This window comes from Collinsella sp. CLA-ER-H7 (assembly GCF_040092345.1).
Lineage (GTDB): Bacteria > Actinomycetota > Coriobacteriia > Coriobacteriales > Coriobacteriaceae > Collinsella.
Genome location: NZ_JBBNLT010000008.1, coordinates 97,371 through 118,307, shown reverse-complemented (window position 1 = coordinate 118,307; position 20,937 = coordinate 97,371). Strand labels below are relative to the sequence as shown.

The window sequence follows — 20,937 nt, the reverse complement described above, 5'->3', positions numbered from 1 at the left end:
TCAAGGGGGGATACCATGAACACCGATATGTCTCGTCGTCAGTTTGTTGGTCTAGCCGGCTCGCTCGCTACGGTGCTTGGCCTTGGTCTTGTCGGTTGCGGCGGTGGTGCCGGCAAGGGCTCCGCTGCTGGCTCTGCCGCGGCCAAGGATGTGAAGGGCGCTGCGGAGTCCAAGAAGCTCGTGGTGGGCTTTGATAAGTCCTATCCTCCGTACGGCTTTGTGGGCGACGATGGCGAGTACACCGGCTTTGATCTCGATCTGGCCAAGGCTGTTGCCGATAAGCAGGGCTGGGAGGTCAAATACGAGGCCATCGACTGGGACGCCAAGGATACGCTGCTTAACTCGGGCGCCATCAACTGCATCTGGAACGGCTTTACCATGGAGGGCCGTGAGGACGACTACACGTTCTCCGAGCCGTACATGCTCAACGAGCAGGTGCTGGTGGTCAAGAAGGATGCGGGCATCAAGGGCTGGGACGATCTTGCCGGCAAGACTGTGATTACCCAGACTGATTCCGCTGCGCAGGACGTGCTTGAGGGTGACCAGAAGGATCTGGCAGCGACGTTTGCCACGCTCGACACGATCGGCGAGTACAACACGGCCTTTATGCAGCTCGAGAGCGGCGCGGTCGATGCCGTGGCGTGCGACCTTTCGATTGCCCAGTATCAGCTTGCCGCCAAGCCCGATGCCTATACGCAGCTTGATGAGCCGCTGTCCAGCGAGCACTACGCCGTTGGCTTTAAGAAGGGCGACACCAAGTCGGCCGATGCTGTAGCCGAGTCGCTCAAGGCGCTCTACGAGGACGGCACGGTCAAGGACCTCTGCGATAAATATTCAAGCTATGGTTTGTCTTTCGATAATTGGGTGCTCAAGTAATGTCTGTTCAGGTCATGATGCAGATGCTTGGCCAGGGGTTCTTGGTCAGTTTGCAGCTGTTTGTGTTGACGCTGCTGGGGTCGATTCCGCTGGGAATTCCCGTGGCGTTTATGCGCATGAGCAAAATCGCGCCGCTTCGCTGGATTGCGCGCATCTATATCTCGGTCATGCGCGGCACGCCGCTCATGCTGCAGATGTTTGCCATCTACTTTGCCCCGTATTACGTGTTTGGCATTTCGCTCACGCCCGATTCCAAGTGGACGGCGTGCGTCGTGGCGTTCATCATCAACTACGCCGGTTACTTTGCCGAGATCTATCGCTCGGGCTTGCAGTCCATTCCGCGCGGTCAATACGAGGCTGCCGAGGTGCTGGGCTATTCGCGCGTGCAGACGTTTCTGTATATCGTGATGCCGCAGGTCGCCAAGCGTATTCTGCCGGCGATGGGCAACGAGATCATCACGCTGGTCAAGGACACGTCGCTGGCGTTTGCCATTGGCGTGGGTGAGATGTTCTCGACGGCCAAGGCGCTGGTCGCCTCGCAGGTGAGCATGGTGCCGTTTGCGATTGCGGCGCTGATTTACTGGGTCTTTAATTTCGTTGTCGAGATGCTGCTGGGCGCCGCCGAGAAAAAATTGGATTACTACCATGACTAGATCGTTCCGCCGTTCTAGCGAACGGCGGACTGCTCGACGCTGCGCGCGTGCCTGACGGCCAATCTGCTCCTCAAGCCGTCGCTTGCGTACAGAAGTACGCGGCGCTCCTCTTTCGGAGCACATTGTCTCGCCAGTCACACGCTCGCTGACTTTTTAAACACATGGAGGTTCCCGTGTCCGGAACGGTAATGAAAATATCGAACGCTCGCAAGGCGTTTGGCGGCAATGAGGTGCTCAAGGATATCTCGCTCGAGGTAAAGCGTGGAGAGGTCGTGGCGATTATCGGGCCTTCGGGTGGCGGCAAGTCCACGCTGCTGCGGTGTGCCACGCTGCTCGAGACGCTCGACGGAGGCTCGCTCTCGTTTGGCGACCTTGCCGTTGCGACGGATGCGGGTTCGGGCGCGGTCTATGCGAAGGGCGATGTGCCCAGGCAGGCGCGCTCGCGATTCGGCCTGGTGTTTCAGAACTACAATCTGTTCCCGCACTATACCGTGATGAAAAACATCACCGATGCGCCGATCCGCGTTCTCAAGCGCCCGCGCGAGCAGGCGGAAGCTCGTGCGCATGAATTGATTGCTCAGATGGGGCTTGTGGGCAACGAGAACAAGGTTCCGTGTGAGCTTTCGGGCGGTCAGCAACAGCGCGTGAGTATCGCCCGCGCCTTGGCGCTCGACCCGGAAATCTTGTTCTTTGACGAGCCGACCTCGGCGCTCGATCCCGAGCTAACGGCCGAGGTGCTGCGTGTCATTAAAGACCTTGCCGCGCAGAATATGACGATGGTGATCGTGACCCACGCGATGCAGTTTGCGCGCGATGTTGCCGATCGCGTGGTCTTTATGGACGGAGGCCGCATTGTCGAGGAGGGTCCGGCCGAGCAGGTTATCGACCATCCGCGCGAGCAGCGCACGCGTGAGTTTTTGAGCCGTATCGAGGGATAGGCTCAGGTATTTGCTCAACTATTAATTGAGGCGAAGCCGCCGCAGGTCTTACGGTCTGTGGCGGCTTTTTGTTTGCATCGGCGGGGTTCAATAATCGCCTCACAAGCTTGTCTCTTCCTCTCGCCGCCTGTATTCATACGTGTGCCGAAAGGTGTGCATGGACGGTCGCCCGTGAGGGTAGGGTGGTGGCATAGGACATTTGGAGGGTGAGTCGGCTCGGCTGCCGACCATGCTGCTCCCGGGATGGCACCGACCGCGAACTCTCCCCGTTGGCGTCGCGCAATGCGCGCGGCCCTGCAAGGAGGTCATCATGGGTGCTCCCAAGACCGGCAATGTAAGGAACGTGGTGCTCGTAGGCCAAGGCGGGGTGGGCAAGACTTCACTCGCCGAGGCCATGCTCCACCTTTCCGGCAAGACCGCCCGCCTGGGCGGCCACGACGGCACCAAGCCCACGCTCGACTATGACCCCGAAGAGGTCAAGCGTGCATTTTCCATCTCGACGACCATCGCGCCGATCGACTGGAAGGGCGCGCGCATCAATGTGCTCGATGCCCCGTGTTACCCCGATTTTATCGGCGACGCCTTTGCCGCGATGAGCGTCTGCGAGACGGCCCTGTTTGTGGTCGACGCCGAGGCCGGCCCGCAGCCTACGACGGTTAAGCTCTGGTATGCCGCCGAGGACCTGCGCTTGGCGCGTGCGGTGTTCGTAAACCGCCTGTCGCGCTCCGAGGCCAGCTTTGCGACCACGATGGACCTGCTGCAGGAGCGCTTTGGCACGCGACTGGGCGCCGTGACCCTTCCCTGGGGCGAGGGCGAGGACTTTGACGGCATCATCGACCTGGTGCGCATGAAGGCGCGCCATTGCAACGGCGCCGAAGCCGTTGAGTCGGAGATTCCCGAGGAGTATCGTGCCCAGGCCGAGGAGGCCCATGACCATCTGTGCGAGCTGGTGGCCGAGGCTGACGACGAACTGATGATGAAGTACTTGGAAGGCGAGGAGACGCTGACGCAGGAGGAGCTTGAGGGCTTGCTGTCGAAGGCGATTGCCGAGCGCATCTTTGTGCCGGTCTTTGCGGGCGATTGCATTAAGGAGCAGGGCGTCAACTCGCTGATGGACGACATCGCCACGTACTTCCCGGCGCCGACGGACTACGGCGAGATGCCGCTCATCGACGGTGATTCGCTCAAAATCTCGAGCGACGATGACCGTCCGGTGGCGTTTGTGTTTAAGACCCTGGCCGATCCGCAGCAGGGTCGCATCAGCTTTATCAAGGTGCTGACGGGTACGCTTGAGCCGGGTCTTGAGCTGATCAACGCGCGTACCCGCAAGGGCGACCGTCTGGCTCACCTGTATGTGATGTGCGGCCGCGATATGACCGAGGTTGGCCATGCCTATGCCGGCGACATCATCGTGGCGCCCAAGCTGGCTGCCGAGACGGGCGACACGCTCTCGATTACCGGTAAGGTCGAGGCCGCGGCGTTTAAGTTTCCCAACTCGCAGTACCGCATTGCCATCGAGGCCGAGAACCGCGGCGACGAAGAGAAGCTCTACACGTTTATCGAGAAGGCCTGCAAGGCTGATCCGACCATGAGCATCGACCGCGACGAGGAGACCGGCCAGACCATTATCTCCGCCGTGGGTGAGGCGCAGGTTTCGGTGCTGCTCAACCGTTTGGAGGACCGTACCAAGGTCGCGGCCAAGAGCGTGCCGATCCGCATTCCGTATCGCGAGACCATCCGCCGCACGGCGAGCGCCCAGGGCCGCCACAAGAAGCAGACTGGCGGTGCCGGTCAGTATGGCGACTGCTGGCTGCGCGTTGAGCCGCTCATCGGACCCGACGGCACGAGCGATGGCTATGAGTTTGTGGACGAGGTCGTAGGCGGCCGTATTCCACGTTCGTTGATCCCTGCCGTGGACAAGGGTGTCCAGGAGACCATGAAGGACGGCATCATTGCCGGCTACCCGCTCACGGGCATTCGCGTGGCTGTGTACGACGGCTCGTATCACAGCGTCGACTCCAACGAGATGGCGTTTCGCGCGGCGGCTCGCATCGGCCTGCGCAAGGCATGTGCCGATGCCGACCCAGTGGTGCTGGAGCCCATCGAGGAAATTACGGTGACTATCCCCGAGAGCTACGCCGGCGCCGTGATGGGCGACATCTCGGCCTCGCGCGGTCGCGTGACGGGCATGGAGACCGATGAGCGCGGAGACACCGTGGTCATTGCCCAGGCGCCGCTGGCAGAGCTGGCGGATTACTCGACGCGCCTGCGCTCTATCACGCGCGGCACGGGTGACTTTACCATGAAGCCCGCTGGCTACGAGCAGGTTCCCTATGACGTTCAGGCCAAGCTGGTCGAGCGCTATGAGGAGGGTCGCGCCAAGTAGCGTGCGATTTTGCCTGCAATGTAGGTGCTGACGAAAAGGCCACCCTGGGTAACCGGGGCGGCCTTATTTGATTCCTTGGGGACGGAGGAAAACGGATCATTTTTTGGGTTACGGGCAGCTTGGTCGGCCCTAAACTCCCGAGGTCTGATTGCGGCCGGTGGCGTAGTCGATCTGCACGTGCGGCTGCAGGTTGTAGCAGTATACGTGGAAGCAGAGGGTCTTGCCGTGGTCCTCGACCGATTGCGCCTCAAGGCGCACGCCACGGCAGATAAGTTCCTCTTCGTTATACATGGGCGTGACACGGTAGAGCACATGGTTACCCGTATCGCGGATGTAGCCGAGAATCTGCTCCTCAAACGGCAGCATGCCTGTCTCGTTGAGATAACGCGTGCCGGTGAGGAGATTCTTGCGGTTGGCGTTTTCGCCGCAGAGCGACCAGGCGATGAGATGGCAGCGGTTGTAGAGGCTCTGGCCCGGAATAAAGTCGTAGCGCTGCTGGTGCCAACCGGCAGGATGGATGCGCGAGATATCGCCGCGCTTTCCCTGTCCGAGCGACTCGGGGCCTACGCAGGCGAGCGCCTTGCGAGTGCGACCCAGGCTGTCGAGCTTGGAGAATTTCTTAAAGCAGCCCTCTTCGGTGGCGCGATCGTATTCATCGAGTGTGAATGACGGCGTGCCGAGCGGGTGCGTGCTGTCGGCGCGAAGGGCAACGTAGGGGTTGCCGGCGTAGTCGGGAATGCTGCTGAGATAAACACCGCGGGCGCGGTTGAGGTCGGGGTTTTCGACCTCGTCGATGGGGGTGGCGGCGCTGTCCGCGGAAGCGCCGTCGCCGGTGTCGGTTGCGGCGGAATCGGAGCCATCGCCAGGGTCCTGGCCGTTTTGAGGGTCCGGGGAGCTCGCCGTTCCCGATTCGAGCCGAGCGACCAGGTCCGCCTCGTCGTCGGTGCGGCTGGGACTTTCGTTTTGTTTCTCGGCCAGAGCTACCGCCTGCTCATCGCTTTGCGGCGACAGCAACTTGGGCGCTCCGTCGAGCGATCCCGTAAACAGCGCAAACCCGAGCACCACGGCGGTGCCGATGGAAAGTACTTGCTTGTAGGCGGGCTTGCGCGACATTGAGGCTCCTGGATGGACGGTTGGGAATCTACCAGTCTAGCAGGAGCCGGCAGGGGCCGTTCTGTCGAACAAATACTCAAGATTTGGGATAGACGCTACTGATTCATTTGTCCCGCGTTCTAGATCGAGGTGGAGTCGAGCCAGTTGAGCTTGCACTCGAGAATGCGCTGCTCGCCGGGTTCGCTGCTTCCGTCAAGTAGGGCGAGCAGCATCTCGGCTGCTTCGCGACCTTCTTGGTCGACGGGCTCGATGATGGTGGAGACGGTCGGTGTGGTGAGATTAGTCCAGTCTTCGCAGTTGAGTCCCAAAAGGCCGATTTGCTGCGGAAGCAGATGGGCCATTGGCTGGAGGGCCTTGTAGACACGGGGAAGTGCCCACTGATTTTGCACGAAGATAAGGGTTCGCTTGGCGGGATTGAACTTGAATTTAAAGTATTCGGTGAGCTCGTTGATTGACGGCTTGTTGTGATCGATGGGAATCGCTTTGTAGAGCTGCCCGTTCGCTGCCAGCGCCTCGGCATACCCCTGAAAACGCTCCATGCGGGTGCGCATTTCGGTCATGTTGGCGGCAATGGAAAAGAAATCTTCGTAGCCGGCGTCGAGGAGTGCCTGTGTGGCGTTGTACACGCCGTCGTAAAGGTTGGTTTTGATCCAGCTGGTACCTGGGCTATAGATGGCCGCATCGAAAAAGACGACCGGCTTGCCGGCGCGTCTAATGCGGTCATGCACGGCTTTGAAGTTTGCCGTGGGCTGGATGATAAAGCCATCGACGCCCAGCGAGAGCATCTTGTCGACGTACATGAGCTCGGTCTCGGGGTTAAAGTTGCTCGTGCAAACGACCGTCTGGTAGCCCGCGGGGAGCATGACCTGCTCCATGCCATTGAGAACGAGCCCCGCCCATTTGTTGGTGTTATCCAAAATGATGATGGCAATGACGTGGGTTTGCTTGCCGGTGAGCGTCTGCGCTTGGGCGTTGGGAACGTATCCGAGTTCCTTAATGACGCGCGCGATTTTGTTCTGCGTCTTCTCGCTAAGCTTTTCTCGTTTGTCGTTGAGGTAATACGAGACGCTTGCCGTCGAGGTTCCCGCCTCTCGAGCGACGTCTGCGATCGTAACGCGCTGTTTTGCCACAGCGACTCCTTCCGACAGATGAGCATTTTCCAACATGATGACTTTGAGTCTTGGTGAAGGATACGCTTCGGTGAGCGGCTTTTTCCTTTCATATGAGTATGCAACAAATGCGGCATACGGGTGGGGTCGAAATTTGTGACCGGCATGCGCATCTGCCGTCTACCGAGAAAATCAAATACTTCTTGACTTTTGAAATCGAGGGCAAAATCGCAGGATTCATTTTTGGTTAAACGCATAACTAAATCGCATAACCAACGCTCTGACCTGCGCGTTTACCGAAATAAGCTGGCATTAAGAAAAACGAGCACCTATATTGTTCTTGTCGAAAAGACAGCAAGTCCAAACGGCAGGGGATGCTCCGGAGGCCTCCGCAAACGGTGTCTTGCGCACGCAACTCTATGAAAAGAGGGAAGCAATGAAGATCGTAGGCGTTGCCGCCTGTACTGTGGGTATCGCCCACACGTATATGGCCCAGAAGGCGATTCAGGATGAATGCGCCGCCCGTGGCATCGAGTGCAAGGTCGAGGCTCAGGGTGGCCTGGGTATCGAGAATGAGCTCACGCAGGAAGACGTGGACTCCGCCGACCTGGTCCTGGAGTCCGTCGACGTGGGTGTCGAGAACGAGGACCGTTTTGAGCAGAAGATGGCCGAGGGCAAGTTCCTGAAGGTCGGCACCTCGGATGTAATCGCCGATCCGGTAAAGATCATCGACCAGGCCATTGAGATCATCAAGGCGACGGGTGGCGCCGTTGACGCGCCCAAGGCCGAGGCCAAGGCAGAGAAGAAGGCCGTCTCCGCTGCCCCGCAGGCCCCGACACCGGCGTCCAAGCAGTCTATCTTTGCCGATCCTGGCAAGACGCTGCTCAATGCATTCAATACCGGCGTTTCCTATTTTATCCCCATCGTCGTTATCGGCGGCGTGTTTCTTGCCTTCTCGCTGGCATCCGGTACCGCCGGCGCCAACGGCATGGAGGTTACGAACCCGCTGATGGTGAGCCTTAACACCATCGGCATGGCCGGCATCTCCATGATGATCCCGGTGCTTGCGGCATACATCTCCTACTCGATGGCCGGCAAGCCCGCGCTCGCCCCCGGTTTTGTCCTGGGCTACCTGGTCAACAACGCAGTCGTTACCCCTAACGGCAACAGCGTTTCGACCGGCTTCCTGGCCGCCATGATCATGGCGGTCATCTGCGGCTACTTTGTCCGCTGGATGAAGACCTGGAAGGTCAACAACACCATCCAGACCATCATGCCCATCCTGATCATCCCGATTCTGACCTCGCTTGTCCTGGGCATGGCCTATATCTACATCCTGGCCACGCCGCTTGGCTTTGTGATGGACTGGCTCACCGGCGTGCTCGGCAGCCTGCAGGGCGGTTCCGCAGTTGTCCTGGGTCTGGTCATTGGCGTTATGACCGCCTTCGATATGGGTGGCCCCATCAACAAGACCGCCTCGACCTTCACCATGGCCATCATGGCCTCCGGTATCTACGGTCCTAACGGTATGTTCCGCGTCGCCGTCGCCGTTCCCCCGATCGCCTGTGGCCTCGCTGCGCTCATCGCCAAGAACAAGTTCGATGACGCTGACCGCCAGATGGGCATCTCCGCGCTGTTCATGGGCTGCATCGGTATTACCGAGGGCGCTATCCCCTTCGCGGTCAAGGACCTCGGTCACACCCTGCCCGGCATTTGCATCGGCTCTGCCGTGGGTGCGGCACTTGCCGCCTTCCAGGGCATCGACTGCTACGTCCCGCACGGTGGCTTTATCGTCGCCCTTGCCACCAACAACGTCGCGCTGTTCTGCCTGGACATCGTGATTGGCGCCGTGGTCGCCGCTGCAATCCTGATTGCCATGAAGCCCACGCTCGATAAGCAGGCCAAGTAAACCTTTAAGGACTCCGGTTGTGCGGAGGGATGGATTTGACTCCGCACAACCGCCCCTACACAACAAAATCCATCCGTACTGATAGGGCCCACATCTGGGTCCCAGGGAACTTTTGTCAAAAATCCTCTGGAGAAGGAGAACAAAATGTCCAACCTCACCATCCGTCAGGCCGTTCAGGGCATGCTCAAGCTGCAGGATAGCGGCGATCACGCAACCATGGTCGGCATTGGCCCCATGAGCCCCAACCTGATTCAGGCCGTGTTCGAGCTTGCCAAGGACGAGGATTTCCCGCCCATGTTTATTGCTAGCCGCAACCAGGTCGATATGGACGAGATAGGCGCCGGCTACGTCAACGGTTGGGACCAGACGCGCTTTGCCGCCGACATCAAGAAGGTCGCCGACGAGGTGGGTTACACCGGTCCGTACTACCTGTGCCGAGATCACGGCGGTCCGTGGCAGCGCGACGAGGAGCGTAACGCCCACCTGCCCGAGGACGAGGCCATGGAGCTCGCCCGCAAGTCCTTCGTCGCCGACATGGAGGCAGGCTTTGACCTGCTGATGGTCGACCCCACCAAGGATCCCTATCAGATCGGCAAGGTTATTCCGCTCGACGTGGTGCTTCGCCGCACGATCGATCTTATCGACTACCTTGAGCAGTACCGTCGCGAGCATAACCTGCCCGAGGTCGCCTATGAGGTCGGTACCGAGGAGACCAATGGCGGCTTGACCTCTACCGATAAGTACGAGGAGTTCATTTCTCAGCTGCAGCCCGAGCTCGAGAAGCGCGGCTGCCCCATGCCCACCTTTATCGTCGGCCAGACCGGCACCCTTACCCGCTGGACGGAGCAGGTCGGTCACTACAACTTCAAGAACGCCCGCGAGCTTGCCGATATGGCCAAGCGCTACGGCGTGGGCCTGAAGGAGCACAACGCCGACTATCTGGACGACGCGACGCTGCTCGAGCACATCCCGGCACACGTGACCGCCTCCAACGTTGCTCCGCAGTATGGCACCGAGGAGACCCGCGCCTACCTCAAGCTCTGCGCCATCGAGCAGATCCTGGTCGACAACGGTCTGTGCGATGACCCCTCCGACCTGTATCACACCCTGCTGGTCAAGGCTATCAAGACCGAGCGCTGGCGCAAGTGGATGACTGGCGACGACGTCAACCTGCAGGTCGACGACATCCTTGCCGACGATGAGCTCAGCCTGAAGATCCTGGATGTCTCCGGTCACTATGCGTTCAACGATCCTGAGGTCAAGGAGCAGGTCGAGAAGCTCTACCGCAACCTCGCCGCTCAGGACATCGACGGCAAGCGCTTTGTCATCGAACACATCAAGCGCCCGATCAAGCAGTACGTCGTCGGTCTTAACCTCAAGGGCGTCACGACCCGCATCGAGGCCGCTCTTGCCGAGTAAGTAGCTTTTCCTACGCGACGCCGGGCCTGGGGCATGTCCCAGCTGCAGGCCCGGCACATGGGACAAAGGGGCAGTCCCTTTGTCCCATTCTTTTGAGTTTTAGCTTCCTTTGAAGGGGTTCACCATGAAGTTCTTTATCGATACCGCCAATCTGGACGAGATTGCCGAGGCCAAGAGCTGGGGCTGCCTGGCCGGTGTTACCACCAACCCGTCCCTGTACGCCAAGACCGGCGGCAAGCTTGCCGACTTTGAGCCGCATATGCTCAAGATTGCCGAGCTCTGCGAGGGCCTGCCCGTGTCCGCCGAGTCTACCGCGACCACTGCCGAGGGTATGATCGAGGAGGGCAAGCGCCTTGCCGCCCTCGCCCCCAACATCGTGGTCAAGCTTCCCGTGTGCGAGGCCGGCCTTGCCGCCTGCCGTGCGCTGGCCGATGCTGGCGTGCGCGTCAACATGACGCTCGTCTTCTCGCCGACGCAGGCTCTTATGGCCGCCAACGCCGGTGCTCGCTACATCAGCCCGTTTGTCGGTCGTTTCGACGACATCGCCGAGGACGGTATCTCGCAGCTCGACAACGTCGTGACCTGCATTAAGAACTACGACTGGACGGGCAAGAACGTCGACGACACCGTCGAGATCATCACCGCCTCGGTTCGTACGCCCAACCACGTGACCCAGGCCGCGCTACTCGGTGCCGATATTGCGACCGTGCCCATGGCCGCTCTCAAGAAGTGCCTGCATCATCCGCTGACCGACCAGGGCCTCGCCTCTTTTGAGGCTGACTGGCAGAAGGTCGTCGCTCAGGCTTAACGAGTGGATTGCCCCGGCATCGCGTCATCCGGTGCCGGGGTTGTTCTCAAGAGAGGAATTCGTATGACCAACCAGGAGCTGGCGAAGGTCGCCAATGAGGTCAGGAAGGGTGTCGTGACTGCGGTTCACGCGGCCAAGTCGGGACACCCGGGTGGATCGCTCGGTGCTGCCGACATCATGACGTATCTGTACTTTGAGGAAATGAATATCGATCCTGCCGACCCTCACAAGGCCGATCGCGATCGCTTTGTGCTCTCCAAGGGTCACGCGGCGCCGGGCCTGTATTCGGTGTTGGCAAATCGCGGCTATTTTCCCGTCGAAGAGCTCGAGACGCTCCGTCATATTGGCAGCCGACTGCAGGGCCATCCCAACATGAACGACGCCCCTGGCATCGATATGTCCACCGGATCGCTCGGTCAGGGCATCTCTGCTGCAGTTGGAATGGCGCTTGCCGCTAAGCACTGGGGCGACGGCTACCGTGTCTACACGTTGCTGGGCGACGGTGAGTGCGAGGAAGGCCAGGTGTGGGAGGCGGCCATGTTCGCCGGCAACCATGCGCTCGACAATCTTGTTGCCGTCGTCGACCACAACGGCTTGCAGATTGACGGCACGATCGATGAAGTCAACTCGGCCATGCCGCTCGCTGACAAGTTCCGCGCCTTTAAGTGGCATGTGATCGAGCTCACCGACGGTAACGACATGGCGCAGATTGCCGCCGCCTTTGCCGAGGCCCGCAAAGTGAGCGACTCGCCCGTGGCCATTATCGCCGAGACGGTGAAGGGCAAGGGCGTCTCCTTTATGGAAAACCAGGTGGGCTGGCACGGCAAGGCACCCAACGATGAACAGTTTGAGCAGGCCATGGCCGAGCTCGCAGCAGCAGGGGAGGAGCTCTAATGGCAGACGTCAAGAAAGTCGCCACGCGCGTTAGCTATGGCGAGGCACTTGTCGAGCTGGGCAATGAGCGCGATGACTTTGTAGTTCTCGATGCCGACCTGGCCGCCGCCACGCAGACCGGTAAGTTTAAGGCTGCGCACCCTGAGCGCTTCTACGACGCCGGCATTGCCGAGAGCAACCTGATGGGGCTCGCCGCCGGCATCGCGACCACGGGCCGCGTTGCTTTTGCGAGCACCTTTGCGATGTTTGCTGCCGGTCGCGCCTACGAGCAGGTCCGCAATTCCATCGGCTACCCGCACCTCAACGTCAAGATTGGCGCTACTCATGCCGGCATTTCGGTGGGCGAGGACGGCGCCACGCACCAGTGCTGCGAGGATATCGCACTCATGCGCACGATTCCGGGTATGACGGTGGTCGTTCCCGCCGACGACGTCGAGGCTCGTGCCTGTGTGCGCGCCGCCTATGAGTTTGAGGGCCCGGTTTACATGCGCTTCGGCCGCCTGGCAACACCGGTCATCAACGATCACGAGGACTATGAGTTCAAGATTGGTCGCGGCGTGGTCGTGCGCGAGGGGTCCGATGTGACCATCATCGCTTGTGGCCTTATGGTCGCCGAGGCGCTTGAGGCTGCCGAGGCGCTCGCTGCCGATGGTATCGATGCCGAGGTCATCAACATGCACACGATTAAGCCGCTTGATGAGCGCCTGGTGGTTGCCAGCGCCAAGAAGACTGGTCGCGTGGTCACCGCCGAGGAGCATTCGATTATCGGTGGTCTTGGCGAGGCCGTGGCCTCGGTGCTCGCGGAGCAGCATCCGGTGCCGATGCGTCGCGTCGGCGTGCGCGATGTGTATGGCGAGTCCGGCCCTGCGGTCGATTTGCTGCACAAGTACGGTTTGGACGCCGACGGCATCGAAGCTGCGGTCAGGTCCGTGTTGTAAGGAAGGTTTCCATGGGATTTGTATCTGCCAACCAAGTGACAATCGGGTATACCGCCGCCTCGCGCGAGGACGCCCTACATTATTTGTCCGAGCAGGCCATCGAGCTCGGCTTTGCCGATGACGCATCTGCCGTAGAGGCCGCCTTCATTGCTCGCGAGAACGAGGCCGAGACCGGCCTTGTCGCCGGTTTTGCCGTTCCGCATGCCAAAAGCGACGCGATCCACACGCCGGGCGTTGCCGTGCTTAAACTGACCGAGCCCGTTGAATGGCCGAGCTTCGATGGGGTGCCCGTCGATGTTGCGCTCGCGCTGTACGTGCCCGCCGGCGAGGCCGGAACTACGCACCTGCGTCTGCTCTCCAAGGCTGCCGTGATGCTGATGGACGCCGGCTTCCGTGACAAGGTGCGCGCGAGCACCGATCCCGTTGAGATTGCGGAGCTCATCAATAGCGGACTCGAAGACTAGAACGGTCATCCCGTTCAATCAATTGATCCTTCTCCAAGGAAAAGGGCCGCGACGCCGTATGGGTGTCACGGCCCTATTTGCGTTTCCCCAGATAAAACCTGCCAAAATAAACCTGTCCCTTATTGGCAGGTCAGTTAACGCAGTGCAGGTTGAGCATATGCGAGCGAGCGGGCTCCGGGTGCGGTAAGGTGACGTGAAACAAGCGGGCGCTGACCTTTTGGTCGCGCCCGTGAAGTTGAACGTCAGATTGCCGTGCCCGGGGCCCGCGCAGCGCCGAGCAGTTACGCCGTTTGTAAAACGGCGTAACCTAAAGGTTCATGTTGCCGTGAATGTAGGGGGTGACCTCGGGGGAGATATGGTCGCAGCCCAGTTCGCGCAGCGCGGACTCGATAACGGCGGGCAGCGGGGTTTTGCCCTCGGCATCGACGGCGTTGCCGCCGAGGGCAGCAATCTTGGCGACATCTGCGGGTGCGGCCTCGATATGCATGCAGCCGCCGATCAAGCGCGCGCGTACCTGTGCCAGATCAAGATCGTGCAGGTAATCCTCGCAGGCGCGGATTAAATCGACCTTCTCGCGCGTAAGCTCCTCGCCCGTGGGGACGCGCGTGGCAAGACATGCTCCCGCCGGCAGGTTCCAAACGGGATAACCCCATGCGCGCAGCAGCTCGCGCTCTTCGTCCTTGGTAAAGCCGACCTCCATAAGGGGTGAGCGTACGCCGAGCTCTTCTGCCGCACGCATGCCGGGGCGGTAGTCACCGCGATCGCTTGCATTGCTGCCATCGATGACGGTGGGAAAGCCGAGCGACTTGGCGTGGTTGACGATGGCGGTAAAGCCGGCGTGCTTGCAGTGGTAGCAGCGATTGGCATCGTTGCAGGCTACTTGGGGGAGCTGCAGCTGATCAACCGAAAGATTGAGCACGGGGAGCTTAAAATGCGGCCCCTCATTGGCCTGCCCATCAACGGACTGCTCAAACGAAGCCTGCTCGGGCGTGCCGATGAGCGGCGTGGTGAGATGGACGAGGAGGGTATTGGTAGGCATGACGCGGGCGCATACGGCGGCCAAAAAGCTGCTGTCAACGCCGCCGGAAAACCCGATAGCCACGCGCCCGTATGCCAAAAGCAGCTGTTCGAGCGCCGATAGCTTGTCTTGAAGCTCCTCTGCGGGTGCCGTGGTGTCTAAAATCATGAAACGATCCTTATCGTTGAGTACTCGATCGAAAACTATAATCCTAATGCGTTACTTGCCATAAGACTTCTATCTGTGTAACGAAAGTGCAATATAGCATATACGTTATATACAAGTTGCCAAATGCGGTAGAGTTGCAGCAACGCGACAGCGAGAGTCGATGGGGGACCGATATGATCAAGGCTGTTATTTTTGACATGGATGGAACGCTGGTCGATACCGAGCGTTTGGGGATTAAGGCCTGGAAGGCAGGCGCCGCTGAGCTGGGGCTCGCGATTGATGAAGCGCTGATCCATCAGTTTATCGGTCGCACGCTGCCCGATGTCATGGACATCCTTGAGGCACATTACGGCAGCAGAGAAACCGCTGAGGCGATCTATCGTCGCCACAAGGAGATTCGCGACGAGATGGTCAAGACCGAACTGGAGCTTAAGACCGGTGCTGCCGAGTGCCTAGACGAGCTGCTGGCTGCGGGCTATCACGTGGGCCTTGCGACGTCGTCGCGCCACGTTACAGCGGAGCGCAACCTTAAGATGGTCGGACTCTTTGACAAGTTTGAAACGGTGACCTGTGGCGAGGACGTCGTGCACGGCAAGCCCGACCCCGAGATGTACCTGCTTGCCTGCGAGCGCGCGGGCTTCGCTCCCGGGGAATGTGCCGTGGTCGAGGATTCGCGTAACGGCTGCGTCTCGGGCATTACGGCCGGTTGCCATGTCTTTGCCGTTCCCGATATCGTGCCGCTGCCGCAGGACGTGGTGGATGGCTGCGAGGCCGTGCTCGATACGTTGTTCGACCTGGCGGCGGCAATCAAGACTGTGCGCTAGAAAATTGCGGCGTTGAAACGAGCGATTGCTCACGTTTGCGCTTAAGCAAAAGGGGCCCGGCAATGGTCGGGCCCCTTTTGCTTAAGCGGCGACATAGCATACTTGCGGGCGTGCTATAGATACGCGCCGAGGTTGATGGCCGTGGCGTCGGTCTGGGTGCTTGCCTGGGTGCTGGCGCGCTCCAATAGGAACGGACGTACCAGTTCTTGGCGGTTGATATCCTCGGCGGCGGTGACTGCGGTGACGGTGCGCGCTGCAGAGCCGACGCGGATATGCTTGGTCTTTGCCGGGGCCTTGTTCTCGATTTGCTCCATCAGCAGTTGGACACCCTTGCGGCCAATCTCGTAGCCCGGGGGCGCTACCGTAGTGAGCGGGACCGATCCGCTCCAAGCGAGCGGGTTGCCATCGCAACCTGCTACGCGTACTTGCCCGGGGACAGAGATGCCCTTGTCGACCAGCGCCGAGATAACGCCCGAGGCCAACACGTCGGTCAGGCCGACGACAAAATCGGGGCGTTCGTTTGCGGGGCGCTCGGCGATTTGGGCACCGATGCCGTAGCCGTCGGCAGCGGTATTCCATTCGCCGGCGTCGATGACTTCGATCTTGATATCGGGGTGCAGAGCGAGGGCCTTGTGAATGCCAAGCACGCGTAGGGTGAGCTGCATAAATGCTGCTCGGCCGACGACGACAATATGGTGCGCGCCGCGGGCGATGGCGAGTTCGGCAATGATGCGACCCTGGGCCTCGTTGTCGGCCGCTACGTAGTAGCCGGGCTCGGAGCAATGGATGTCCAGGTGGACGATCGGCACGGGCATTTTAGTCATGGCCGGATGCCAGTCGGGGGACGCCATGGGCTGAACCATGACGCCGGACATCTGCGTGCCCATAAAATAGCGCAGGTAATGGTCCTCGAGAATGTCGTCGTTATCGGCGTTGGCGATGAGCAGGTCGTAGCCGTGCTTGCGGGCCTCGTTATGGGCGCCGCTGGCAATTTGGAGCGAGAAGCCGTGATCGAGACGGGGGAGGACCAGGCCAAAGGACTTGGTGGTGCCGCCCGCGAGCTGACGGGCGCTTTGGTTGGGCAGGTAGCCAAGGCGATTGATGGTCTCGTTGATGAGTTTGAGGGTCTCGGGGCGCAGCTTTTCGGGATGGTTGAGCGCGTTGGAAACCGTGCCCAGCGAGACCCCTGCCTCGCGCGCGACGTCGCTGATTTTTACCTTTGCCATAGCGGCCCCTTTGATGCGTTTCAAGTACGAGTCAGATTGTAGCATCGCCCGTTTCCAGGGTGTCAAAACCTACCAATTAGGGACAGGTTTATTTTGGCAGGTTTTATCTGGGCAAACACCGAAGCCCAGACCAAACCACCGCAAGGGTGGCGCAGCGCGCTGCCTCCTTTGCGGTGGTCGCGTTGCCTGGCCCTTCAATTGTCTCGATCTGTAACATCTGGACGACAAAACAAGACCTACCTGTTATAGATTGAGACAGATCGCCGGGGCCGGGCGGAAAATCTCGATCTGTAACAGCAAACCCTCTTTCGGCGCCCCAGATGTTACAGATTGAGACGTTTCGGCGGAGCTTGTTGTCAGACACCCGAACCACCACAAAGGTGCCTGTCCCCTTTGTGGTGGTTTTGGTGCGGCTGGGCTGCGCGTTAAACGGTGGAGTGTCTACAATAGAAGCCGTTTTGATCGTAGATTGAAAGGCTTTGGTATGGCTCGCTCTGTTTCTCGTCGTGATTTCCTGGGTTTGCTGGCCGGTACCGCAATGGTTGCGGTGAGCGGTTGCGCTGGCAGTGGCGCCGACAAGGGCTCTGCCGCTGGTTCTGCCGCGGTTGCAGGCGACGATATCAAGGGCACCAAGCTCACCTTTGTGGGCGACGATGCCTTTGCGCCCTATCGCTATCTGGAGACGCAGTCGGACGGCAAGCAGAAGGTTGTCGGCTTGGACATCGCCATCGCTGACGAGATGGCCTCGCGCTTGGGCTTTTCTTACGACTTTGAGCCGCAGGACTTTGCAGCCACGCTTGCATCGGTGCAGAGCGATGACAAGGCCTTTACCATGGCGATGAGCTCCAACGAAGAGCGCGAGCAGACCTACGACTTCACGCGCGGCTACTATCAGCCGCTTGTGGGCGTTCTCACGCTCGGCGGCGATCCCGTCAAGCGCGTTGAGGACCTCGCCGGCAAGTCTATCGCCTGCACCACCGGTACCGTGCAGAACAAGTTCATCGCCAAGGTCATGCCCGATGCTGATATTCACACGTACGACGGTGGCGACCAGTGCCTGCAAGAGGTGCTCGCCGGGCGCATCGATGCCTACCTGTGTGACGGCGCCGAGGGCCAGTCCATGCGCGATGCGAATGAGGGCCTGGTGCTGGGCCTGCTCGATCGCTCCGAGACGAGCGATCACGTGGGCGTGTACCGCCTGATGGCCAAGAAGGGTGCCGGATTTGTCGCGGCGCTTGACGAATGCATCGGCGAGATGCTCGAGGACGGCACCATCGATGACTGCATCAAGCAGTATGTGGGCGCCGACTTTATGTGGAACGGCGACTATTCCGCTTCCGGTACGTCGACGGTTGCCGGAAAATAGCGAGCCGGTGAGGCGCGCGCCAAGGGCATGCTGATGAAGTTTGAACTGCTAGAACCATATATACCGATGTTTATGAGCGGCCTGGTCGTGACCTGCCAGGTGACGGCCGCCGCGCTGGCCATAGCACTCGTCCTGGGCTTTCTTATTGCCGTGCTCAAGGTTTTGCCCTGTCGCCCGTTACGTGCGGTGCTCAACTTCTACACCTCTATCTTTCGCGGCGTGCCGCTCATCGTGTTGCTTTTTTTGGCGTACTTTGCGACGCCGCAGCTCACGGGCTTCAAAATTTCGATGTTTGCCGCCGGTGCCATTACGCTGGGGCTCAACGGCTCAGCGACGGTGTCCGAGACGGTGCGCGGTGGTATCGAGGGCGTTGACCGGGGGCAGTACGATGCCGCTCGGGCCATCGGGCTTCGCTATGTTCCCATGATGCGCAAGATCATCGTTCCGCAGGCGATGCGCTCGATTGCCCCCGCCCTGGTCAACGAAGTGATCATGGTCCTCAAGAGCTCCTCGCTGGTGGCAACCATCGGCCTGATGGATATGATGCGCGCCGCCCAGAGCGTGCAGGCGCTCACCTATCGAGCCTTTGAACCGTTTTTAGTGGTGGCCGTGGTCTACTACGTCATTGTCATGGCGCTCACGGCCCTGGGCAATCGGCTCGAACGCCGCCTGCGTCCCTAGGGGAGTGCCAACCGCCGCAAAGGTGCCTGTCACCGTTGTGGTGGTAGGGTGTGTGCATCGAGTGGTATCCAGTTTAAGATACCACTTCTGGTATATCAGCTTGCGTTTGTGTGAGTACAATACTCGGACGTTATACGTCTCAGCGCCCGTCGTGCGTGGGCGTTTTGCAGTCACGCGAGCGAAGGGATTTATCCTATGTGCGGAATTGTCGGCTACACCGGCTCTGATATTGCAAAGAGCATTCTGGTCACGGGCCTTAAGCGTATGGAATATCGCGGTTATGACTCCTCGGGCGTCGCGCTCGAGGTGGGCGAGGGCGCCGCGGCTCACCTCGACGTCATCCGCCGCGTGGGTAAGGTTGCGGGCCTGGAGAGCGAGCTTTCCAATATCGACAGCGACGCTACCTGCGGTATCGGCCATACCCGCTGGGCCACTCACGGCAAGCCTTCCGTTGTCAACGCCCATCCCCACACCAGTTGCGATGGTCGCATCGCCATCGTCCACAACGGCATCATCGAGAATTTCGCCGAGCTGCGCGAAGAGCTGGAGGGCCGCGGCCACCACTTTAAGAGCGAGACCGATACCGAGGTCTTCGCGCATCTGATCGAAGAGGCTTATGCCGAGACGCGCGACCTGATGGCTTCCGTGCGCGAGGCCTGCACCCACGTGGTGGGCGCCTATGGCTTGGCCGCCGTGTGCGCCGACGAGCCTGGTGTGATTGCCGTTGCCCGCAAGGACTCCCCGATTGTGGTCGGCGTGGGCGAGACCGGTTCCTACGTTGCCTCCGACGTGATCGCGCTCATCGATGCCACCCGCGTTGTCGTGGTGCTCGAAGACGGTCAGTTTGCCAAGCTCACGCCCGCAGGCGTCGAGTATACCGACGAGGCCGGCAATGTGATTGAGCCCAAGATCACCCATATCGACTGGGACCTGGACATGGCCGAAAAGGGCGGTTATCCCGACTTTATGCTCAAGGAGATCCACGAGCAGCCGCGCGTCGTGCGAGACACGCTGGTTGGCCGTATGACGCCTGCCGGCGAGCTCGACATCGACGAGCTGGGCCTGTCCCTCGAGGAGCTCAACGACATCGACCGTGTCTACGTGATCGCCTGCGGCACCAGCTATCACGCCGGCCTCATCGCAAAGAACCTTATTGAGGGTTGGGCTCGCATTCCCACCGAGGTTGAGGCTGCCAGCGAGTTCCGCTATCGCAACCCCATCATCACGCCGACGACGCTTGTTGTTGCCGTGTCCCAGTCGGGCGAGACGGCCGATACCCTCGCCGCCATTCGTGACGCGCGTATCAAGGGCGCCAAGGTCTTTGGCATCACCAACGTGGTGGGCAGCCCCGTGGCGCGCGAGAGCGACGGCGTCATCTATACCAAGGCCAACAAGGAGATCGCCGTCGCCTCGACCAAGAGCTTCATCGGTCAGGTCGTGAGCCTCACGCTTTTGGCCCTGCTGCTGGCGCAGGTCAAGTACCGCCTGACCACCAAGCAGACGCGCATGCTGTTCCGCGAGCTTTCCGATACGGCCGAGCAGATCCAGTGGATCCTGGATACGCAGACCGAGGCCGTGCACGAGGCCGCGCTTGTGTGCAAGGACGCGCAGTCTGCGCTGTTCGTGGGTCGCGGCATGGGCGCCGCCATTTCCTACGAGGGCGCGCTTAAGCTCAAGGAGGTCAGCTACCTGCATGCCGAGGCATATGCCGCCGGCGAGATGAAGCACGGCCCCATCGCGCTGATCGATCCGGGTTTCCCTGTCATCGCGGTGGCAACCAAGAGCGCAACGTACGATAAGACGGTGTCGAACCTCATGGAGTGCAAGGCTCGCGGCGCCAAGGTCAGCGTCGTTGCTACCGAGGGCGACGAGGAAATCAACAAGATTGCCGACTGCATCATTCGCGTGCCTGCCGTCCGCGACGTGTTCAGCCCCATCACGGCGAGCGTGCCGCTGCAGCTGCTCGCCCGCGAGGTTGCCATCCTGCGCGGTTGCGACGTTGATCAACCTCGTAACCTGGCGAAAAGCGTTACTGTCGAGTAGTTGGTTCCGCCGTTTTAGCGACCAGGGCCCGGCTCCGTTGTGGCGGAGTCGGGCCCTGTTGCATTTGACCAGATAAAACCTGCCGAAATAAACCTGTCCCTTTT

18 protein-coding genes are annotated in these 20,937 nt (G+C 60.3%); 14 read left to right on the top strand and 4 right to left on the bottom strand.

Annotation, left to right across the window (positions count from 1 at the left end):
• Positions 1–15: 15 nt before the first annotated feature.
• The 4 genes from AAAX75_RS06240 to AAAX75_RS06225 all read left to right on the top strand — a co-directional run bounded on the left by AAAX75_RS06240 (position 16) and on the right by AAAX75_RS06225 (position 4,853).
• Positions 16–876 carry a transporter substrate-binding domain-containing protein gene (locus tag AAAX75_RS06240; protein ID WP_006235605.1) on the top strand — a complete coding sequence of 287 codons (861 nt, stop codon included), beginning with the start codon at positions 16–18 and terminating at the stop codon, positions 874–876.
• Complete coding sequence (locus tag AAAX75_RS06235; RefSeq protein ID WP_349091466.1) at positions 876–1,529, top strand: amino acid ABC transporter permease; 654 nt, start codon at positions 876–878, stop codon at positions 1,527–1,529. The genes AAAX75_RS06240 and AAAX75_RS06235 overlap by 1 nt, the downstream gene beginning before the upstream one ends.
• Positions 1,530–1,702: 173 nt before the next feature.
• Positions 1,703–2,467 carry an amino acid ABC transporter ATP-binding protein gene (locus AAAX75_RS06230; RefSeq protein WP_349091465.1) on the top strand — a complete coding sequence of 255 codons (765 nt, stop codon included), beginning with the start codon at positions 1,703–1,705 and terminating at the stop codon, positions 2,465–2,467.
• A gap of 310 nt (positions 2,468–2,777) precedes the next feature.
• A complete protein-coding gene (locus tag AAAX75_RS06225) occupies positions 2,778–4,853 on the top strand; it encodes an elongation factor G (RefSeq protein WP_349091463.1) in 2,076 nt (691 codons plus the stop codon).
• A 129-nt stretch (positions 4,854–4,982) separates the two neighbouring features.
• Here the strand turns inward: AAAX75_RS06225 and AAAX75_RS06220 are convergent, their stop codons facing one another.
• Complete coding sequence (locus tag AAAX75_RS06220; RefSeq protein WP_349091461.1) at positions 4,983–5,966, bottom strand: DNA/RNA non-specific endonuclease; 984 nt, start codon at positions 5,964–5,966, stop codon at positions 4,983–4,985.
• Positions 5,967–6,085: 119 nt separating this feature from the next.
• Positions 6,086–7,096 (bottom strand): LacI family DNA-binding transcriptional regulator, encoded by a 1,011-nt coding sequence (locus AAAX75_RS06215; RefSeq protein WP_040359542.1) that lies wholly within the window; start codon positions 7,094–7,096, stop codon positions 6,086–6,088.
• A 415-nt stretch (positions 7,097–7,511) separates the two neighbouring features.
• On the opposite strand from AAAX75_RS06215, the gene AAAX75_RS06210 reads away from it, so the two are divergent.
• The 6 genes from AAAX75_RS06210 to AAAX75_RS06185 all read left to right on the top strand — a co-directional run bounded on the left by AAAX75_RS06210 (position 7,512) and on the right by AAAX75_RS06185 (position 13,507).
• On the top strand, positions 7,512–8,984 hold the full coding sequence (locus AAAX75_RS06210; protein ID WP_349091459.1) for a fructose-specific PTS transporter subunit EIIC: 1,473 nt from the start codon (positions 7,512–7,514) through the stop codon (positions 8,982–8,984).
• Between the two features lie 144 nt (positions 8,985–9,128).
• Positions 9,129–10,403: a class II D-tagatose-bisphosphate aldolase, non-catalytic subunit gene (locus tag AAAX75_RS06205; RefSeq protein WP_349091457.1), complete on the top strand. Its 1,275-nt coding sequence runs from the start codon at positions 9,129–9,131 to the stop codon at positions 10,401–10,403.
• Between the two features lie 124 nt (positions 10,404–10,527).
• On the top strand, positions 10,528–11,211 hold the full coding sequence (gene fsa, locus AAAX75_RS06200) for a fructose-6-phosphate aldolase (protein ID WP_006235616.1): 684 nt from the start codon (positions 10,528–10,530) through the stop codon (positions 11,209–11,211).
• A gap of 63 nt (positions 11,212–11,274) precedes the next feature.
• Positions 11,275–12,105: a transketolase gene (locus AAAX75_RS06195; RefSeq protein ID WP_349091455.1), complete on the top strand. Its 831-nt coding sequence runs from the start codon at positions 11,275–11,277 to the stop codon at positions 12,103–12,105.
• Positions 12,105–13,043: a transketolase family protein gene (locus tag AAAX75_RS06190; protein ID WP_349091454.1), complete on the top strand. Its 939-nt coding sequence runs from the start codon at positions 12,105–12,107 to the stop codon at positions 13,041–13,043. The genes AAAX75_RS06195 and AAAX75_RS06190 overlap by 1 nt, the downstream gene beginning before the upstream one ends.
• 11 nt (positions 13,044–13,054) lie before the next feature.
• Positions 13,055–13,507, top strand: coding sequence for a PTS sugar transporter subunit IIA (locus tag AAAX75_RS06185; RefSeq protein WP_055310174.1), 453 nt, complete (start codon positions 13,055–13,057; stop codon positions 13,505–13,507).
• Between the two features lie 307 nt (positions 13,508–13,814).
• Here the strand turns inward: AAAX75_RS06185 and AAAX75_RS06180 are convergent, their stop codons facing one another.
• Entirely contained in the window at positions 13,815–14,693 is an 879-nt protein-coding gene (locus tag AAAX75_RS06180) for an ATP-dependent sacrificial sulfur transferase LarE (protein ID WP_349075115.1), read from the bottom strand.
• Between the two features lie 173 nt (positions 14,694–14,866).
• On the opposite strand from AAAX75_RS06180, the gene AAAX75_RS06175 reads away from it, so the two are divergent.
• Positions 14,867–15,517, top strand: a complete 651-nt coding sequence (locus AAAX75_RS06175) for an HAD family phosphatase (protein WP_349091453.1) — start codon at positions 14,867–14,869, stop codon at positions 15,515–15,517.
• Between the two features lie 113 nt (positions 15,518–15,630).
• On the opposite strand, the gene AAAX75_RS06170 is transcribed toward AAAX75_RS06175, so the two are convergent.
• Positions 15,631–16,743 (bottom strand): LacI family DNA-binding transcriptional regulator, encoded by a 1,113-nt coding sequence (locus AAAX75_RS06170; protein WP_349091452.1) that lies wholly within the window; start codon positions 16,741–16,743, stop codon positions 15,631–15,633.
• A gap of 484 nt (positions 16,744–17,227) precedes the next feature.
• Between AAAX75_RS06170 and AAAX75_RS06165 the strand changes: the two genes are divergently transcribed.
• From AAAX75_RS06165 to glmS, 3 genes are all read left to right on the top strand, one after another.
• A complete protein-coding gene (locus AAAX75_RS06165) occupies positions 17,228–18,109 on the top strand; it encodes a transporter substrate-binding domain-containing protein (protein WP_349091451.1) in 882 nt (293 codons plus the stop codon).
• A 33-nt stretch (positions 18,110–18,142) separates the two neighbouring features.
• Positions 18,143–18,790, top strand: coding sequence for an amino acid ABC transporter permease (locus AAAX75_RS06160; RefSeq protein WP_349091450.1), 648 nt, complete (start codon positions 18,143–18,145; stop codon positions 18,788–18,790).
• Between the two features lie 195 nt (positions 18,791–18,985).
• A complete protein-coding gene (gene glmS, locus AAAX75_RS06155; protein ID WP_349091448.1) occupies positions 18,986–20,833 on the top strand; it encodes a glutamine--fructose-6-phosphate transaminase (isomerizing) in 1,848 nt (615 codons plus the stop codon).
• Positions 20,834–20,937: the final 104 nt, after the last annotated feature.

What these genes read in the sequence shown, in the direction of transcription:
- AAAX75_RS06185 (WP_055310174.1), top strand. Translation starts at nt 13,055, where the DNA reads ATGGGATTTGTATCTGCCAACCAAGTGACAATCGGGTATACCGCCGCC.
- AAAX75_RS06235 (WP_349091466.1), top strand. Translation starts at nt 876, where the DNA reads ATGTCTGTTCAGGTCATGATGCAGATGCTTGGCCAGGGGTTCTTGGTC.
- AAAX75_RS06165 (WP_349091451.1), top strand. Translation starts at nt 17,228, where the DNA reads ATGGCTCGCTCTGTTTCTCGTCGTGATTTCCTGGGTTTGCTGGCCGGT.
- AAAX75_RS06220 (WP_349091461.1), bottom strand. Translation starts at nt 5,966, where the DNA reads ATGTCGCGCAAGCCCGCCTACAAGCAAGTACTTTCCATCGGCACCGCC.
- AAAX75_RS06180 (WP_349075115.1), bottom strand. Translation starts at nt 14,693, where the DNA reads ATGATTTTAGACACCACGGCACCCGCAGAGGAGCTTCAAGACAAGCTA.
- AAAX75_RS06190 (WP_349091454.1), top strand. Translation starts at nt 12,105, where the DNA reads ATGGCAGACGTCAAGAAAGTCGCCACGCGCGTTAGCTATGGCGAGGCA.
- AAAX75_RS06225 (WP_349091463.1), top strand. Translation starts at nt 2,778, where the DNA reads ATGGGTGCTCCCAAGACCGGCAATGTAAGGAACGTGGTGCTCGTAGGC.
- AAAX75_RS06175 (WP_349091453.1), top strand. Translation starts at nt 14,867, where the DNA reads ATGATCAAGGCTGTTATTTTTGACATGGATGGAACGCTGGTCGATACC.
- AAAX75_RS06170 (WP_349091452.1), bottom strand. Translation starts at nt 16,743, where the DNA reads ATGGCAAAGGTAAAAATCAGCGACGTCGCGCGCGAGGCAGGGGTCTCG.
- AAAX75_RS06195 (WP_349091455.1), top strand. Translation starts at nt 11,275, where the DNA reads ATGACCAACCAGGAGCTGGCGAAGGTCGCCAATGAGGTCAGGAAGGGT.
- AAAX75_RS06210 (WP_349091459.1), top strand. Translation starts at nt 7,512, where the DNA reads ATGAAGATCGTAGGCGTTGCCGCCTGTACTGTGGGTATCGCCCACACG.
- AAAX75_RS06160 (WP_349091450.1), top strand. Translation starts at nt 18,143, where the DNA reads ATGAAGTTTGAACTGCTAGAACCATATATACCGATGTTTATGAGCGGC.
- AAAX75_RS06205 (WP_349091457.1), top strand. Translation starts at nt 9,129, where the DNA reads ATGTCCAACCTCACCATCCGTCAGGCCGTTCAGGGCATGCTCAAGCTG.
- fsa (WP_006235616.1), top strand. Translation starts at nt 10,528, where the DNA reads ATGAAGTTCTTTATCGATACCGCCAATCTGGACGAGATTGCCGAGGCC.
- AAAX75_RS06240 (WP_006235605.1), top strand. Translation starts at nt 16, where the DNA reads ATGAACACCGATATGTCTCGTCGTCAGTTTGTTGGTCTAGCCGGCTCG.
- glmS (WP_349091448.1), top strand. Translation starts at nt 18,986, where the DNA reads ATGTGCGGAATTGTCGGCTACACCGGCTCTGATATTGCAAAGAGCATT.